Raw genomic sequence first — 17207 nt, forward strand, 5'->3', positions numbered from 1 at the left:
GCCCGTTTGCTTTTATAATGAAAGTAAAAAATGTAAAAAAAGAATGGAGAACCTTGGTTATGGAAGAAATTGCAGTGCTTATCGTAGACGATGAACAGGGACTGCGAGATATGCTGACAACAGTTTTAAAAAAAGAAGGGTTTCTACATGTTAAGCATGCAGCCACGGGTCAAGAAGCGTTGCAAATCGTGATGGAATCTCGTATTGATGTGATTGTGCTTGATGTTATGCTTCCTGATCGTGATGGATTTGAGGTGTGTCGTCAGATGCGTCTATACACGGAAGCTCCTATTCTTTTTTTGACGGCAAGAGATACAGATTTGGACAAATTAATGGGATTTGGTATTGGTGGGGACGATTATATTACCAAACCGTTTAATCCGTTAGAAGTCGCTGCACGTATGAAAGCTCGAATGAAATATCGAAAAGTGACAACAGCGGACATGAAGCCTGCCTTACGAACCTTAGATTTTGGATATTTTTGTCTGGAATTGGAATCAGGTGTGTTGTATGTGCAAGACCAAGAGGTCGATTGTCCTGCACGTGAATGGCTGCTGCTGGTATTTTTGTGCAAGCATCCTAACCGTATATTCAGTGTGCGTCAGCTATACGAAGCAATATGGAGCGAGACCTTCCTTGGTGATGAAAAGACAGTAGTCATTCATATCTCTCGTTTGCGAAAAAAAATAGAACCTGATCCCAAGCACCCGCAATTTTTAGTTAATGTAAGAGGGCTAGGTTATAAAATGATATCAGTCAAGAGGGGGGAGCAAGAATGAACTCTCTCGTCAAGATGTCCTTTCGTTTTATAAAAGTAACATTATGTTTTGCTCTAGCCTATGTTCTTTGTTTTCTTATCTGTACTGTTATATATATTTTTATAAAAAGTACATTTGGTACATCTCATAATATGAATATTGATCTCTTCTGGATCGGACTTGGAATCGTGCAGAGCCTTGTGTTTATAGTTGTCTATGGATGGTATATAGGCAAACCCTTGGTGTATGTAATTAAATGGATTGGAAATATAGCAACAGGGGAATTCCAGGCACCGCTAAGTGAGCTAGAACTGCCAGAGCGCAAAAAAAATCAGAGAAATAATTATAAGCCTCCGTATCAATTGTATAAAGAAGTTTTTGAACAAATGAACATCTTATCTGCTCAATTGCGCAGTAATGAGGAAGAGAGAATAGAAATAGAAAAGCGAAAACAGCAGTGGGTAGCAGGCGTAAGCCATGATCTCAAAACACCATTATCCTATATTGAAGGATATGCAGCCATGCTGACTACTCAAGAGTATGATTGGTCCGATGAAGAAAAAAGAAGCTTTAGTATGGCTATCAGTGAGAAAGTAACGGAAATGAAGCAGTTAATTCAGGATTTGAATGCTTCTATGCAGCTCAAGGAGGGTGCCTTGCCGATCCAGCTGAAGAAGGAGGACATTGTGGAGTTTCTCCGCAATACAGTCATAGATATCGCTAACCATCCTTCGGCCGAGCAGTACGAATTTTCTTTTATGTCATTGGAGGCAGTATGTACCATGCCCTTCGATAGTAAATTATTAGGTAGAGCGCTGAAAAATTTTCTGATGAACGCAATCATTCATAATCCTTCAGGTACACATATTTCAATGGATGTAAATAAAGAGAGCGATAAGCTTCATATTTCGATCGAAGATGATGGAAAAGGAATGAATCCAACTGAATGTATACAGGTGTCTCATTCCAAAGAGCATGGCATATCTATTGCCAAAAGCTTTATTGAAGCTCATAACGGAACGCTTCATATTCTTCCGGGAAGTAAAAAGGGTACCAGGGTGGAAATTACTTTGCCGCTAAATATGTAACTCTTTAACATCTTTGCCCTCACATTTTGGAGTCCGCTCGTTTTTTTGCCTGTTGTTTAGGAACTGTTTACCTGATGTTAACTTTCCTTCTGTAAACTGTATGTAACTAAAACTTCAGCATTAAAAGTCGAGAGGAGATCAGGAAATGTCTGAATATGTAATACATACACAGCAGCTAACCAGGCGTTTTGGAAAACGAGAATTTGTCAAACAAATAAATCTCCAGGTACCTGAGAAGCAAATTTACGGATTTTTGGGACCAAACGGGGCGGGAAAAACGACCACGATTCGTATGCTACTCGGGCTGATTAAATCCACATCCGGGGAGATTGAGATTTTTGGGAAAAAGCTCAAGGATCATCGCATGGAAATATTAAAGGATGTAGGTTCTCTGGTTGAATCACCTGCCTATTATGCCCATTTGTCTGCATATCGAAATTTGGAAATCGTTACAACAATGCGTGGGCTGCCGACCCGAAAAATTCATAAAGTGCTGGATTTGGTGAGATTAAGCAAAGATGCGTATCGACCGGTAAAAGGATACTCCTTGGGGATGAGGCAAAGGCTAGGAATTGCCATGGCGTTGATTGCTGATCCCAAATTGTTGATTCTTGATGAACCGACGAATGGTTTGGACCCGTCTGGTATCCAGGAAATTCGGGAGTTAATTATGAGCCTGCCTGATGCTTACGGAATGACGGTATTGGTTTCGAGCCATCTACTAAGTGAAATCGAACAGATCGCAACCTATGTAGGGATTATTAATCAAGGGGAAATGATATTCCAGGGAACGATGAAAGAACTTACAGACAAAAGCAAGCCTCAATTATTCATTGAAACCCAAAATCCTGTTCAGGCTGCTGGAGCCCTGATGCAGCATGGATGGATTGCCGGAGCTGAATCCTTGGAGCAAAAAGAGGTCATAACTCCTATTGTGGATCGGCAACAATCATCGGAGATGATCAAAGTGTTGGTAGAGCACAATCACCCCGTCTATCGGGTAAGGGAGAAGAAAAAAACATTGGAGGAAATATTCCTGGAGCTGACGGGTAAGGAGCGAAGCTTATGATACTCCAAGTTATCAAGGCGGAAGGATATAAGCTGAAAAAAATATGCTGGTGGCTTCCTCTAATACAGGGCTGCGTCCTTACAGGGATGACTGTCATGGAATGGTATCTCTACTTTCGTCAGGGGCCAGGAGGGGTCTATGCTGGTTTTGCGGTTATGTTTATGTTCATCTCGTTTGTGATGCTGCTTGGCGGTACACTTCTAGCAAGTATTATGGCGGGTACAGAGCATGATACCCAAACATGGAAGCAGCTTATGGCCATGCCGGTTCCCAGAAGCTACATCTACTTATCCAAAATGTTTTGGATTGTGATTCTGCAGTTTGGTACTGCCTTGATTACGATAGCAGGGATGAGTCTCATCTGGGTGCTGTATACAAACGAGCCCATTCCTTGGCGAGTTATGCTGCTGCAGCCGATTAACGCCAGCTTGGCTACTCTGCCTGTACTTGCAATTCAACTTTGGTTGTCTACGCTTTTTACTAATCAGGCATTCCCGTTAGCATTTGGCATATTTGGTTCTATTGCCAGCTTGTTTTTGGCACGAACCAGTATTCTTTGGATTAAATTATTACCTTGGTCGTATCCGGCTCTATCAAGTCCTCTAATTAAGGGATACGTAATGTGGGTGATCATTGCTTTATGTGCAGGGGTCATCTTCACAGGACTCGGTACTCTACAGTTTAGAAAGCATGAATTCAAATAGGAGGAGGAGAAGTATGGGATCCATTTTACGCGTGGAAGCGATGAAGCTTCAATGGGTCATGGTATGGATTCTCATTATATTAGATGCAGTTATCAATTCTTTAATGGGAGTCCTGGAACTGAACGATTTGAAGCAGTTTTATGAGCCTAGCTGGTTAATGCTATACACCTATGCGGCGCAATTTCACTCGATGTTTTTTTATCCGCTTTATTGTGGAATTATCGCTTCTCTTTTGTGCGCATACGAACATCGAGACGGGGGATGGAAGATTTTATTGAGCAGTCCATATCCCCGTCAGCGAATCTATTATGCAAAATATATATTGCTCATTCTCATCCTGTTTCTTGATCAGCTTACATTCATAGTAGGATATTTTGTAGGTGGGTATATAGCAGGTGCTCCAGGAAAAATCCCTTGGTTGCTCGTCCTTTCTACCGGATGGGGAGGGTGGTTCGGGATTCTACCATTGGCAGCCCTCCAGCTTATGCTCTCGGTGAAAATTCGCAATTTTGGAGCTTCACTAGGAATGGCTATTTGCTGTGTGGTGCCTAATATTGTTATGACAGGCTTTCACTCTTCCATAGGCGCATGGTTTCCTTTTACGATTCCTTATTATATCATGTTGCCGCAAACAGCGAGCTATGCTCCTAGAGTTGAGCCTTATAGTCTTGGTTTGATTGTACTTTTTACGTTTTTAGCCTATCTATTTGCTGGAAGAAAGATGTTTGTGAATAGGGATTGGCTGTAGCTAGGATAGCATGAGCATGTAATCCCAGGGCATCTCTTTGTTCTCAGAAACACTTAATAAAGCAGAAGCAATCCCGGCGACGCCTTCAAGCAGGCCTGCTTTTGTCAGCCAGGCCAAAGAGCTGTCTGCCCTTGGCTCGGGGTCCAGATATCCAAGTGGGCTATCGGCTTGAAAGCGATCTATCAGCTGACTGGTTAAGTGTTGAATAAGCGGGATAAACGCTGGTTCCTTACTGTGACACCACATTCGCCAGGAGATCGTAAGTAACCCGGCAAGACCATGACACAATGCAGAGGAGTCCATTTCCTGCTTAGTAACCTCATAGGTAATGGCACCGATACAGGCCTTCACAGCCATTTTTTGCAGTTCTTCATCATGAAGAGCCTTCCCGGCAAGATATAAGGAACAGGCAACGCCGGGAGTACCGTAACACCAGGCTTCTCTTGCTCGTTTTAAATCTAACTGTAAAGAGCCTGTTTCAGCTTCAAAAGGAACAATATGAGGCCAGTAGTAGCCGTATGTATCCTCATTTTTATACTTAAGCAGCCATTCTGTAATCGTTTCAATCGCTTGATATTGGCCTTTTACTTCAATTCCAGAACTGTAAGCTACAGATAGTAAGGCCAATGGTCCGGGAATGCCGTGTGCCATTCCGCAATTGAAATTACCCATAGCATAATTGCTTTTATCACGATCCAAAAATTGGAACTTTTGTGGAGAGTACCAGCCTGGAACATAGAGGTTGTGAATTTTTATAGGATATGTGAGATCGGTTAAAAATTGAAGAATAGGCTCGACAAGAGGAGTACAACTAGGATCGGTTGAGTTCATCACAATATATCTCCCAATCCCGGAGGCTCCTGAAATCGTATCAAAGGATTGCATGGGCATCCCTTCGTGCAGAGCTAATTGTGCTGTATTCAATTGCAGCCATTGTTCTGTCAGAGGAATCATCCATTCATGTATTTGCTGTAAAAAATGGCTGTAGTATTCGCCATGATTGGAGGCTTCTCTCACAGAAGAAGCGATGCCGGTCCAGCCGCTGTAAAGTGAGACATCATTCAGACCTTTTTTAGCAAGTGAAGCTTGAATGTGCTTCATATTCAAGTAGATTGCCTGATTCCAATCATACGTGGAGTCTGAAGCACGACATTGAGATAGTAAAAAAATATTACCCGGATAACCGTGTGAAAGCGAAGTATCTCCCCATGGGTGATATTTTGTTTCGGGTGAAATATTTTGCTCTGCGTGGACTGCTTTGTAGACCGATTCAGGGTTACTCAGGCGCAAGGCGATTGTTGTACTGAAGTCTTTTGCCTGTAATTGATCGCATGCTTCCATAACAAAATGGTCCGTTTTCATACGAATGCCCCTTTCATTTTTTCCTTCATTATATTGTTGCTCAAAGCTGGCGAGTTGTCCTTAAAAATTCTAAAAAGTAACGAGGGATTATCTTAATTGCATTCACTAAATTTAAGATGGATGTAAGAGTTTTATAAAGTCTAGTTAAGATTATATAAATTATAATAAAATTGTAAAAAATAAAAGGAGGTAGCAAAATGAAAAATCAATTTGATCTGGACTTGCAAGTTGCCAAAAATGAGGTTGCTCCTAAAGAGGTTCAACCAGCTAGCGGTCTTATTTGTACTCCTTCATGTGCAACAGGTACTTTGAATTGCCAAGTTAGTCTTTCTTTCTGCAAAACGTGTTAATAACGAGAAACAAGGTACAAAAGGCACGGTTTTATAACCGTGTCTTTTCCCGGTTATAAAATAGGGGGAGGAATTATGGTTGGAGATTTGCAGGAAAGGTCAGTTGAGATCAGCAAAAATATTACACAAAAACTGATAGACCTATCATATACAGAAAAAATAGTTCATCATAGAAACAACCTTTCACCTTCGCGTGGGACGGCCCCTTGGAATCCCGGCTGGCTTGCTGATGGAGTTCCAGGTGTATTCGTGCTGTTGGCCGAGTGGGGTTATCTGAAACCTGATCAGAATTGGGCAGAACATGTGCATACACAGTTGTTGTATTTACATCGCAATTCTTTAATATTACTACCCGATATATCTCTGTACTATGGTTCTACAGGTGTAGCATATGGAATATTGCTTGCCTCAAATAACAGAGCTAATTATCAGCAACTGTTAAATCAAATAAATGATTATATTCGTACTCAATGGGTAAAGTCACCCGTTATAAATACAATTACAGAGTTCAGCAAGCAGATGGACGTTATCCACGGCCTGCTCGGAGTGGGCAGATACACATTAGAGATTCCTGAAGACGACGAGAAGATGTGCAATCTGACCCATCAACTATTAGATACTATAACGCACTTTATACCTGAATATATACATTCGGTATCAAGGGGAAGTTCGACTTCGATTCATCTAGGAATGGCGCATGGCATCACCGGAATCCTTGCACTACTTGTCACTGCCCTACAAAAAAAGATTAGAGTTAAAGGATTACATGAGGCTATAGAATATATAGCCGATTTTTTGCTTATTCAAATTCAGGAGGATCAATATGGTTTGTATTGGCCTGTAAGCTCTCAAGCGACTTCAATGAACAAGACAGATAACAAAGAAGGAATGAGAGAAATTGAAGGCTGGTGCCATGGAACCTGTGGGATAGCATGGACTTTATTCAGAGCAGGAATGGAGTGTAGCAATGAAGAATGGACAAAGATAGCTGAACAAGCTATGAAATCCGTATTTTGCTTGGATGATGAGCTTTTAAACGCGCTATCCCCCACTTTCTGTCATGGATTGGCGGGTTTGCTTCATATGGCTCATAGATTCTATTACTTCACTGGTAATCAAGCTGCATTAGGCTTTGCCGACCAAATAGCATTAAAGTTGATGAATCTATACGATGAAGAGCTCCCATTTGGTTATCAGGACTTGGAGGGGACAACTCATGTTCATAATATAGGAATACTGCAAGGGGCAACAGGAATTGCATTAAGCTTGTTGGACTATGGAGTAGGGAAGGAACAACCTAAATATTCAGGGAGATGGAGTGAATTGTTTCTAATTTCGTAAAAGCTCTGTCTTAACTGCTTATTTGAAGCCGTGTTTTTGGGGAGGATTAGATGAAACAAAAATTTATGGTTATATCATCCTTTAAGAAGATTAAGCATTTTTTTGAGACTTTAAGCACTCCAGAAAACATTCAAATTATGTTTTATGATTCGCTTTACCAGGCTCTACCGGATATTGATGAGCAGTGCATCGGTGTAGCTTTGAATCAGGATCATGTAACGCTAGAGGATTTATCTCACTGGCACACCATTAAAGAAAAATTTACAGTCCCATTTATCTTCCTATCCTATCATTGTGATGACAAACGGCAATTGGATCTCCTCAAACAACTGCTTTCCATGGCTTCATCTGAATATGGGTTGGAAAGAGATCAGGAGGCAATTAGTTTATCACCCAATGTCATTTTTGATCCTGCTGGTAAGGTTATTTGGAAGCAAGGACATGAGCATATGCTGACGATGATGGAATTTCGATTATTGATGTATCTCCTTACAGCGAAAGAGTGTGCATCCACGATTGATCACATTATAGACAGAGTATGGGGAGTTGATGCTTTTACTACATCTAATACGGTGTATGTGCATATCCGAAAATTGAGAGAGAAAATAGAAGATGATCCAAGTCATCCGAAAATACTGGTAACATGCCATGGAATCGGTTACAGGTTGAATATATTTCCTAAAAACTTGGAGGTGGCCAGTTGTGAAGAGACAACTGCATTACACTGATGCTCATAACCTACATAGAGAACCGAGAGATAAGAATGAACGATGGTTCAGCGCATGTGATTATTTTCTAATCAGAGCCCCATTACTACCGTTAGAGCAATATTTTGAGGTGTTTTCGGATCAAGATGTAGATAGCCATCTTTCTTTGGAGGAAATCACTCGTCGACTAAAGCTTGTTTCCCGTGAAGCTGTAATTCGAGAAGCTATTTCATTGGCCTCTCCGTCCCTTATGCAGTTTCTACACTACTTGAACGATGACGATGCTTTGGAAGATAAAGGAGAGTTACAAAAGTATGAGAAGACGCTGAATAGCTTTTATCGTTATTTTATTCGGATGACTACCCGAACGACTCCATTTGGATTATTTTCAGGGGTGGGGCAAGGGATTTGTAAGGATACTACCCATTTGGACATAGGTACCTATCATCAACATTTGAAGAGAGCCAGACCTGACATGGAATGGATATATAAGATTGTCCGAAAAATGGAGTCTGACCCAGTCATATTTGATCAATTAAAGGTTTTCTTAAACCGAACGGTTATGATCAAGGGCGATCGCGCCAAATTACCATTTCGGCCTAAGCATGGAGCGGCAGAAACCGATGATTCGGCCGAAATGTTTAGTTCCATTCGGCTTACGGACGTCGTTCGCCTGACGTTTGAAGCTGCTGAGCATCCGATTCAGGTGATGGAGCTTAAAGAATTACTATTGAAGGCATTTCCTGACGCTACTACGGAAATCATCGCTCATTTTTTGCAGCAGCTTGTAGAGCAAGAGTTTATTTTGAGCGAGCTTAGACCTCCACTGATGGATCACTCACCTTTTCATTACATATTTGAAAAAATTAAAAAAATGGACATGTCTGATTATTGGACTGACATTTTACACGAAATTGATATTTTATTACGACAATACAATCAGTGCATGATTGGAGAAGGAGAGAAGGCCTACCGAGAACTATGTGGAAAAATGCTAGATATCATTGCTGTAAAAACGCCTGTACAGGTCGATGTCAAATTAGCTCAAGAAGTAACGCTGCCGAGACATGTGCTCGATGATGTTGCATTAGGAGCTGAAGTGATGTGCAGGTTGTTTTCATCCCCAAAAACGGATGAACTTGACGAATATTTAAATCGTTTTTTGGAAAAGTACGGAGTGTACCAGGAGGTCCCTATCAATGAACTGTTTGATGAGGATTGGGGACTTGGTATACCAAAGACGTATCGTACCAATGAGAAAAAATCAATGGGCATGGAAGCATTTAAACGCAACGCAGTTCTCTTTCAATGGCTTTCGAATGCCATTGCCAACCATGACATAGAAATCGTTCTTTCAGATGAGCAGTTGGAGCAGCTGACGATATCCGATAATGATGACACTTCCCCGGAATCTTTGGAGGTATACTACAGTATATTTGCCGAATCACCTGAAAAAGTTGATTTAGGAGACTATAAGCTTTTACTTGGGCCCAGCGCCGGTTCTAATCGGGCAGGTAAAACTTTTGGACGTTTTCTGGATATGTTTAGTGAAGAGTATGTTCAGAAATTCTCTGATATTTATGATCATCACCGATGCTTTCATCCCGACGCCTTGTTGGCAGAGATGGTTTTTATGCCTGACCAGGGAAAAATATCGAATATATCACTGAGCAAAAATTTTATGGAATATGAAATCGTGTCCGGAACGACCTCTTCTAAAGATGAGGAGCAGACACTACACATGGATGATTTATTGATAGGTGCAACTCACGACCGTTTCTATGTCAAGTCCAGGCGTTTGGGTAAAGAAATCATCCCCCTGCAAACCCATATGCTTAATTACAAGCTTTCACCGCATATATTCAGATTCTTGACCGATATCACCAACAAAGAGCTTGGCACATGGTCATACTTTGACTGGGGGCCACTAGAGCAGTCTCCTTTTTTGCCAAGACTTGTATATGGAAAAATTGTTATTAGTGCTGCGCAGTGGAGGCTTGGCAAGGCTGCATTGAATATTTCAGATTTAACTGAGCCTCAAGCAAGGGAGGAGCTTTTTCATACTTGGAGAGAACAGTGGAATGTGCCACGCTATGTTTATTTAACGATGGGAGATAACCGACTGTTATTGGACCTGTGCAATCTCTTCCATATCAAAGAATTGCTTCGTGAGATGAGCAAGATGAGGGAAGGACAGGAACTGCTTCTTACCGAGTGTTTGGGCGATCCATTCCATACCCCGCTACATGGGACCGCTGGAAGATATATGGGGGAATTTGTGTTTCCGCTCAAGAAGAAAAAAATAAAGGGGAAGCCGAGTATTCCAAGTTTACCCCACAAGATGGATTCTCAAAAATTCATGGCTTATACCCCTTCGGGCATTCATAGAGGGTTCCTTCCAGGAGGTGAATGGCTGTACCTTAAATTGTATGGAGTCAAGGAAAGGGAAACGGATCTTATTTCCTTAAGCTTGGATCAACTCCGAAATAACCCGGAATTTGAGGATTGGAGTAAAAAATCTTATTTTTTGCGGTACGTTGATCCTGAGCATCATATTCGTCTGCGGTTTCAAGGAGAGCCAGGTCAACTATGGAGTGCTGGCTTGGCGCAATTAAATCAGTGGGCAGGTGAGCTGCGTGAAGAGGGACTTATCACCCATATGGTACTGGATACATACCTTCCTGAGTTGGAGAGGTATGGAGGGCAGACACTTATGGACCTGGCAGAACAGGTTTTTGACGTGGATAGCCGATGGGTTATCGCCTATATGGCAGGAATTCGTTCCAAAGCTTTCAATCTGGACATAGAGATTGCAGCTGTGATTAACATTATTCACTATTTAAGCAGTTTTGGTTTAACGATTCAGGAGCAAGTGGACTGGCTAGAAGGTAGAATTGACAGCAAGCCTTATATGAAGGCGTTCAGGGATGTTAAAAAAGCATTGATTACTGCTGTAGAATCGGAATATGAATGGATTAGACAAGCGGATACGGCTACACAGGTCGCTTTGTTGGCACTTGTAGAAAAAAGACAGGCCATGATTCAACAGTATGCTCAAGCGATAACCCTGGCTGAAAACAATCATGAGCTTACGAATCATGCTAATGATATTTTAGGCAGTATCATTCATATGCACCTGAATCGTCTGCTGGGTGTAAATCGGGAACGGGAAATGAAATGTATGGCTTTGGCAAAGCATACAGCGGCCAACCTGTTGCATCGGAAAGGAGTGCGCCATGTCACAGTCTAAAGGACAAACCAATGACCTGGTTTCCTTGTCCTACCAAAATATATTTCGTACCTTTTTATTTTGGCCTCGTATATTCAGGCTGCTTTGGGACACACACCCTACTTTTTTGATCGCTATACTTATTACAAATTTGTTGAAGGGTGCCGTTCCTGCTGTGATCCTTTTAGCAACGAGGGAATTAATTAATAGTGTTGTGGCAGGAGCGTCAGGAGGAAGCTTTCAGCCGGTTTTTATAGCTTTTGGTGTTCTAATAGGTGTCAATTTGCTGTACGATCTGATCAATATTGGGGAAAGCTTTTTTCGTAAAATGTTTCAAAGCCGGCTATCAAACCAGGTAAATATCAGAATTATTGAAAAAGCACAAAAGATGTCTTTGCAGTCGTTTGAGGATGCAGATGTGCAAAATATGCTTCAACGTGCTCAGGGAGAAGCAGATTACAGACCATTTGAAATATTTACTCAGATCCTCGCCATTATGAGCAGTATGGTAACCTTATTTTCGACGGGTGCTATTCTTATTGCGTGGAGATGGTGGGCATTTTTATTCATTTTTCTCATTCCATGTTTGTCATTCTATTCCTTTTTACGCATTGGGCAAAGAGAATTTAATGTTCACTTTCAAAGAGCAGGAAGACAACGCGAATCCTGGTACTTGTCTTTTTTGGTGACGAGAGATAATAGTTTTAAAGAAGTGAAAATATTTCAACTAGGAGATTACCTGCGAAAAAGATATAAAATGATACTCGAAGGGTTTTATCGTGAGGATAAAGTGCTAGCGGTTCGTAGATCCTATACTTCTCTTGCATTTCAGATTGTGAATCAGGGTGCATGCGCATTTATTATTTTCATGGCCATACAAGCCACTTATGTTGGTCAAATTTTAGTGGGGAACCTGGTGAGCTTAATTCAAGGTATCACGTTAACCCAGTCAACGTCGCAGAGCATTGTACAAGGTATTTTAAGTCTGTGTCAAAATAATTTGTATATTAAGCAGCTTTTTGACTTTCTGGATATGCCGGAGGAAACGAAAATGCAAAAGTCAGTTCAACACTTGCCTTTGTCCGCTATACACAGTATTGAATTTCGGAATGTATCGTTTAGATATCCTAACACAGAGGAGAATGCCATTTCTAATGTTAGCTTTACTCTTCATCAAGGAGAGAAGCTAGCCATTGTAGGGAGAAATGGATCGGGTAAATCAACAATTGTGAAGTTACTCACTCATCTGTATTCTGATTTTGAAGGAGAAATCTTAATTAATGGACACTCAATACACGAATTGGATAAAGACAGCTTTAGGGGAAAGATAGGCGTCGTTTTTCAGGACTTTGTACATTATGAGATGTCTGTTAGGGATAATATAGGCTTTGGTCATGTGGCTTCCAGAGAAAATGATGAGGCCATTTGGGCAGCTATTGATAAGGCAGGCATTGTAGATTTGATAGCTGGTCTGCCAGAAAAACTGAACACTCTGCTTGGAAAATGGTTTGAAGATGGACAACAGCTATCTGGAGGGCAGTGGCAGCGCATAGCAATAGCTAGGGCTTTTATGAGAAATGCTGATATCTATGTGTTGGATGAGCCGAGTTCTTTTTTAGACCCACACGCAGAGAAGGAAGTTTTTCAAAAATTTGATCAGCTTGTTCACGAGAGAATAGGAGTATTTATTTCACACAGATTGTCCTCCGCACGTATGGCGGATACCATTATTTTAATGAAGGAGGGCAGAATTGTGGAAGCGGGCAGTCATAAACACTTAATGGATATGGACGGAGTATACGCTGAAATGTTCAGGCTACAAGCATCTTCGTATCTTTCACAAGGAGAAAGTGAACTTGAGCAAGAGATGCTGTCACCTCCGTTGGTAAAGGCGACAGGCGGATCGTAAGAAAGGACAAATCCCCTCCTATTTTAGGAGGGGATTTTCTATCCCAACCACAAAACTCGAACTACAGCCATACTCACAATACCCACAACCACAGTAGCCAGCAAATTTTTGCTCCACAAAGCGGTCACCAGCGTAGGAAGGACCGCTATAAGCACTTGCCCATTAAGAGTGACCGAGGTTTCAGTTCGTACGAGCATATTTTCCATGACCAGTGCCGTGAAGATGCAAATGGGGATGTAGGACAGCCACTGTAACACAGGTTTGGGCAACGTCAGTTTTTGCAGCACGACGAAGGGGATGATTCTCGGAATTGCTGTGACAATCATGCCGCCGATAATGATATACAGGACATTGGGACTAATATTCATTTGTCAGTTAACACTCCAATCGTTGCGGTGATCATGGTCGCTACAATGACGGCGATATGTGATGGCACCCACCAGGATAAAAGGTACATTAGAACGGCCATACATAGCACAAGTAGCAGGCGATGCTTGAGTTTGGAGGTCTGGACACTTTGGAGCTGGGAAATGAGTAGGGCCAGAAACATTGCAGGTAAGGCAAAGTCTAGACCAAAAGCTTCCGGCTGGGAAATCCAATTCCCTAGCACTCCACCAGCCACACAGGAAGCAATCCAAGCGAGATAAGCTGTAATATTAAGTCCGTTCATCCAGCGGTCACTGACCTGCCCGCCTTTAGCCAATTTATCCGACGCTACCCCAAAGGATTCATCCGTCAAAAGGATACCGATGCCTATGTTTTTCCACAGTGAGTATTTAGAAAAGTAAGGAGCCAATGACGCACTTAAAAGCAGATGGCGAGCATTCACAATAAATGTCGTTAAAATAATGACAGACGGAGGACTGGCTGCCGCCAGCATCGAGCACATAATAAACTGGGAGGCGCCTGCGTATACAAGCGCTGACATCAGACCAATTTCCATGGTGCTAACCCCTGATGAAGCGCCCACAATGCCAGCTGCGAATCCAATACATACATAACCAAGCAGTGTAGGAATACAATCTTTAACCCCTTGTAAAACGCTCAGTGAATCGGGCTTCGTTCCGCTCAATTCCGAAGCTATGGACATGTTAACCTTACCCCCAGTGTATAAATTTTATAATAGTATATAACGGAAATTGTGAAGTATCAATATATTATACAATTGTATGCTATATTGAATAATCCCTATAGCGAACAAGTAGTTCGTAAAAAAAGGGCGCCCCAGTCAGTTCATGACTTATGGGACAACCCTAAGGTGGTGACTTATATAAGCTCCTGCCGTTTTTTCAGATATCCGTAGAGGATCATTCCCGAGACCGCGCAGATGGCTGCACATAGACCAATAACTCCATATCCCGCCTGAAGCCCGCGCAGTATGCCAAGCTCAGTGGTTGCTCCGTAGACTATCTTGACCCCTTCGATTACCCAGCCGATCACATAGTTGCCAATGACACTACCTATGCCCATCAGTGTGACGACGAACGTAATAGCTGTATCACTGTCTTTCGGATATCTCCGTGCTATGAACGCCATCACGGTCGGATAGATCATTGCAATGCCGGCACCCGATGCGGCAAAGAGAAACGCCAGTCTCTCCCCACCCGCGATTGCTGCAAACGTACATATCGCTGAGAAGGCGGAGAATAGAATCGTCGAAAGTACAAACCCCATCCGGTCTGTGAGCGGACCAAGCAACAGGCGCCCCAACGAGAAGGTAAGAAAAAACGCTGAGAGCATGCTGGACGCCTTCACCGTGCTCCATGAATACGCTTTCTCTAAAAAGTTGACTAGCCAGCCCCCAACTGCGAGCTCAGAGACTACCCCAAACGACAGGATCATTACCATCATCCAGAGTGCAGGATCGCGGGTTAGGGTCTTGAGTGAGGTCCGTTCCTCATGCTGCAGATCGTCTCCCGGGAAGGTGCTGAGCAGCGCGGCCACAATCGGCAGCAGGCAGAGCGACAACATAGCCAGATACATTCCCCGCCAGTCTAGCGTATGCCCAAATACCGTCAGTGACATGACTCCCGTCGCCAGCAAAGGGGCGACTGTTGAGCTAAGCCCATAGAAAAAGTGAGACAAATTCATCATCGTGCCGGTATTTTTCACAAAAATCCTCGCCCCCAAAATTGCGAGTGCAATCTCCAGCATGCCGTTCCCGATATACATCAAGAAGTAGGACGAAGCGAAGAACGGATACGTGTGCGACAGGTAGATGAACACTCCCGAGATGATCATGGAAGCAAAAGAAATGATGCTGACCGCCTTGATTCCCCACTTACGGACAAGGACAGCGGTGAACGAGCAGGCAATCAAATAACCAAGTGCGTTTAGAGACAACAATGTTCCGAGCTGCTGTTCATCCAGATTGAAGTCGAATTGAATGCGTGGAATGGCAGGACCTTTTATATTTTCCGAGATACCAAATACAATAAAGCCAATAAAAATTGTCGCCAGCTGCATCATGTACATGTGGCGGGACTTGCGGGTTTGCGGATTCAAATTTAGTCCCTCCTAGATAGTCAACGTTGATTTTCTCGCCTGTTGGGTGTTCAGGGATGGAAAAGTCACAGGATAGCGGCCCCCTTCAGGATATTACAATAGTTTTGAAAAACGTTTTAGTAAGTGAAGTTTAAGGACATTTATAGTTAATGTCAACAGTAAATTATAGCTACAGCGGACACTTTTGTGTATTCTTCATATATAGACTTTGGGATACGAGGAGGTATAATTCGGTGGATTCAATGCAATATATTATTGGTTCTAATTTGGCTCAAATTAGGAAAACTAGAGGACTTAGTTTGGATAAGGTGGCTGAACTGACAGGGGTTAGCAAAGGGATGCTGGCTCAAATTGAGAAGGGGAAATCTAATCCTACGGTAACCACACTTTGGAAGATTGCGAACGGCTTGCACGTATCCTTCTCCACCTTTCTTAAGGAAGACCCGCCGCAAATTACGAAGATTCGTAGAGCAGATCTGCATCCAGTTATTGATGAGGACGGTAACTATTTTGTTTACCCTGTCTTCCCGTATCACTCGGAAAAGAAGTTCGAGGTATTCACGGTAAGTCTGAAGCCAGGCTTTACACACAAGGCAGAAGAGCATCTGGGAGAGGAAACGATCCTCATGATCCGTGGGGAAATGTACTTTGAAATGCAGGGGCAACAGCTCCAATTGAGTGCAGGGGACGCCGTACAATTTCAAGGATCTGATATCCATACCTATCGTAATGATTCGGATGAGGATGCCGATTTTTATGTATTGATTTATTATGCGGATTAGTGGGATGATTAACATAGTCTACAACAGACTTCCACACAGGATTCAGCAAAATCCTGAGATATAAAAAGAGAGCAACGAGGAAAAGAGAGGAAAGAACCCATGGAAAGCAAGTACATCCGAGAAACCTACTGCTTTAAGACGTCCCGAGTATTTCCCAACGATATCAACAATCATAACACGCTCTTTGGAGGCCGATTGATGTCGTATATCGACGATATCGCATCTATTGCTGCCGCCAAGCTGTGCCGTACGAACACAGTAACAGCCTCGACGGATTCGGTAGATTTTTTGCTGCCTATCCACCCGAGCGATTCTGTCACGCTGGAAGCGTTCGTAACTTGGACAGGCCGCAGCTCGATGGAGGTGTTCGTAAAAGTGATTCGCGAGGGATTGATGACTGGTGATCGCAAAATTGCAGCTACCGCCTTCCTGACCTTTGTGGCATTGGACGAGAACAATCGTAAAGTGACCGTCCCACAGGTGATTCCGGAAACAGAGGAGCAAATACAATTACACCAGACGGCTCCATCGCGCGCAGCCATACGGCGTCAGCGGAGGGAAGAAAGCAAGCAGCTGGCTAGTTTTCTGACGACAGATTTTCCGTGGGAAGTGTAGTGTACTAGACATCACCCATTTTACCGTTTTAGCATAAAAA

At 42.6% G+C, this 17207-nt stretch carries 16 protein-coding genes; 12 read left to right on the forward strand and 4 right to left on the reverse strand.

Annotated features, from left to right (window positions below; genetic code table 11):
- Positions 1 to 59 precede the first annotated feature (59 nt).
- The 5 genes from MKX36_RS07400 (at position 60) to MKX36_RS07420 (ending at position 4367) form a co-directional block, all read left to right on the forward strand.
- Positions 60 to 779: a response regulator transcription factor gene (locus tag MKX36_RS07400; protein WP_025364471.1), complete on the forward strand. Its 720-nt coding sequence runs from the start codon at positions 60 to 62 to the stop codon at positions 777 to 779.
- 131 nt (positions 780 to 910) lie between these two features.
- Positions 911 to 1846, forward strand: a complete 936-nt coding sequence (locus MKX36_RS07405; RefSeq protein ID WP_226888706.1) for a sensor histidine kinase — start codon at positions 911 to 913, stop codon at positions 1844 to 1846.
- Between the two features lie 145 nt (positions 1847 to 1991).
- Complete coding sequence (locus tag MKX36_RS07410; protein WP_044788205.1) at positions 1992 to 2915, forward strand: ABC transporter ATP-binding protein; 924 nt, start codon at positions 1992 to 1994, stop codon at positions 2913 to 2915.
- Positions 2912 to 3619, forward strand: a complete 708-nt coding sequence (locus MKX36_RS07415; RefSeq protein ID WP_016820479.1) for an ABC transporter permease — start codon at positions 2912 to 2914, stop codon at positions 3617 to 3619. Before MKX36_RS07410 ends, MKX36_RS07415 begins: the two co-directional genes overlap by 4 nt.
- 13 nt (positions 3620 to 3632) lie before the next feature.
- On the forward strand, positions 3633 to 4367 hold the full coding sequence (locus MKX36_RS07420; protein ID WP_016820478.1) for an ABC transporter permease: 735 nt from the start codon (positions 3633 to 3635) through the stop codon (positions 4365 to 4367).
- Here the strand turns inward: MKX36_RS07420 and MKX36_RS07425 are convergent, their stop codons facing one another.
- The gene (locus MKX36_RS07425; RefSeq protein WP_103042325.1) at positions 4368 to 5729 is read right to left on the reverse strand and encodes a lanthionine synthetase C family protein; all 1362 of its coding nucleotides are present in this window, start codon (positions 5727 to 5729) and stop codon (positions 4368 to 4370) included.
- 197 nt (positions 5730 to 5926) lie between these two features.
- Here MKX36_RS07425 and MKX36_RS07430 point away from each other — a divergent pair, with 197 nt between their 5' ends.
- From MKX36_RS07430 to MKX36_RS07450, 5 genes are all read left to right on the forward strand, one after another.
- Positions 5927 to 6079: an FDLD family class I lanthipeptide gene (locus MKX36_RS07430; protein WP_016820476.1), complete on the forward strand. Its 153-nt coding sequence runs from the start codon at positions 5927 to 5929 to the stop codon at positions 6077 to 6079.
- Between the two features lie 75 nt (positions 6080 to 6154).
- On the forward strand, positions 6155 to 7420 hold the full coding sequence (locus MKX36_RS07435) for a lanthionine synthetase C family protein (protein ID WP_016820475.1): 1266 nt from the start codon (positions 6155 to 6157) through the stop codon (positions 7418 to 7420).
- A gap of 50 nt (positions 7421 to 7470) precedes the next feature.
- A complete protein-coding gene (locus MKX36_RS07440) occupies positions 7471 to 8148 on the forward strand; it encodes a winged helix-turn-helix domain-containing protein (RefSeq protein ID WP_016820474.1) in 678 nt (225 codons plus the stop codon).
- Positions 8123 to 11377: a lantibiotic dehydratase gene (locus MKX36_RS07445; protein WP_340864465.1), complete on the forward strand. Its 3255-nt coding sequence runs from the start codon at positions 8123 to 8125 to the stop codon at positions 11375 to 11377. The genes MKX36_RS07440 and MKX36_RS07445 overlap by 26 nt, the downstream gene beginning before the upstream one ends.
- A gap of 154 nt (positions 11378 to 11531) precedes the next feature.
- The gene (locus MKX36_RS07450) at positions 11532 to 13265 is read left to right on the forward strand and encodes an ABC transporter ATP-binding protein (protein WP_340864466.1); all 1734 of its coding nucleotides are present in this window, start codon (positions 11532 to 11534) and stop codon (positions 13263 to 13265) included.
- Positions 13266 to 13303: 38 nt separating this feature from the next.
- Here the strand turns inward: MKX36_RS07450 and MKX36_RS07455 are convergent, their stop codons facing one another.
- From MKX36_RS07455 to MKX36_RS07465, 3 genes are all read right to left on the reverse strand, one after another.
- Positions 13304 to 13633: an AzlD domain-containing protein gene (locus tag MKX36_RS07455; RefSeq protein WP_025364478.1), complete on the reverse strand. Its 330-nt coding sequence runs from the start codon at positions 13631 to 13633 to the stop codon at positions 13304 to 13306.
- Positions 13630 to 14355, reverse strand: a complete 726-nt coding sequence (locus MKX36_RS07460) for an AzlC family ABC transporter permease (RefSeq protein ID WP_016820470.1) — start codon at positions 14353 to 14355, stop codon at positions 13630 to 13632. Before MKX36_RS07460 ends, MKX36_RS07455 begins: the two co-directional genes overlap by 4 nt.
- Positions 14356 to 14531: 176 nt before the next feature.
- Positions 14532 to 15770 (reverse strand): MFS transporter, encoded by a 1239-nt coding sequence (locus MKX36_RS07465; RefSeq protein WP_017426681.1) that lies wholly within the window; start codon positions 15768 to 15770, stop codon positions 14532 to 14534.
- A gap of 233 nt (positions 15771 to 16003) precedes the next feature.
- On the opposite strand from MKX36_RS07465, the gene MKX36_RS07470 reads away from it, so the two are divergent.
- A complete protein-coding gene (locus MKX36_RS07470; protein ID WP_017426682.1) occupies positions 16004 to 16552 on the forward strand; it encodes a helix-turn-helix domain-containing protein in 549 nt (182 codons plus the stop codon).
- Between the two features lie 99 nt (positions 16553 to 16651).
- A complete protein-coding gene (locus tag MKX36_RS07475) occupies positions 16652 to 17167 on the forward strand; it encodes an acyl-CoA thioesterase (protein WP_014599583.1) in 516 nt (171 codons plus the stop codon).
- Positions 17168 to 17207: the final 40 nt, after the last annotated feature.

It is taken from the genome of Paenibacillus sp. FSL W8-0439 (assembly GCF_038008995.1).
Taxonomy (GTDB): domain Bacteria; phylum Bacillota; class Bacilli; order Paenibacillales; family Paenibacillaceae; genus Paenibacillus; species Paenibacillus polymyxa.

Bases quoted from the DNA above. Each gene is read 5' to 3' on its own strand.
- MKX36_RS07400 (WP_025364471.1), top strand. From the start codon at position 60: ATGGAAGAAATTGCAGTGCTTATCGTAGACGATGAACAGGGACTGCGA.
- MKX36_RS07405 (WP_226888706.1), top strand. From the start codon at position 911: ATGAATATTGATCTCTTCTGGATCGGACTTGGAATCGTGCAGAGCCTT.
- MKX36_RS07410 (WP_044788205.1), top strand. From the start codon at position 1,992: ATGTCTGAATATGTAATACATACACAGCAGCTAACCAGGCGTTTTGGA.
- MKX36_RS07415 (WP_016820479.1), top strand. From the start codon at position 2,912: ATGATACTCCAAGTTATCAAGGCGGAAGGATATAAGCTGAAAAAAATA.
- MKX36_RS07420 (WP_016820478.1), top strand. From the start codon at position 3,633: ATGGGATCCATTTTACGCGTGGAAGCGATGAAGCTTCAATGGGTCATG.
- MKX36_RS07425 (WP_103042325.1), bottom strand. From the start codon at position 5,729: ATGAAAACGGACCATTTTGTTATGGAAGCATGCGATCAATTACAGGCA.
- MKX36_RS07430 (WP_016820476.1), top strand. From the start codon at position 5,927: ATGAAAAATCAATTTGATCTGGACTTGCAAGTTGCCAAAAATGAGGTT.
- MKX36_RS07435 (WP_016820475.1), top strand. From the start codon at position 6,155: ATGGTTGGAGATTTGCAGGAAAGGTCAGTTGAGATCAGCAAAAATATT.
- MKX36_RS07440 (WP_016820474.1), top strand. From the start codon at position 7,471: ATGAAACAAAAATTTATGGTTATATCATCCTTTAAGAAGATTAAGCAT.
- MKX36_RS07455 (WP_025364478.1), bottom strand. From the start codon at position 13,633: ATGAATATTAGTCCCAATGTCCTGTATATCATTATCGGCGGCATGATT.
- MKX36_RS07460 (WP_016820470.1), bottom strand. From the start codon at position 14,355: ATGTCCATAGCTTCGGAATTGAGCGGAACGAAGCCCGATTCACTGAGC.
- MKX36_RS07475 (WP_014599583.1), top strand. From the start codon at position 16,652: ATGGAAAGCAAGTACATCCGAGAAACCTACTGCTTTAAGACGTCCCGA.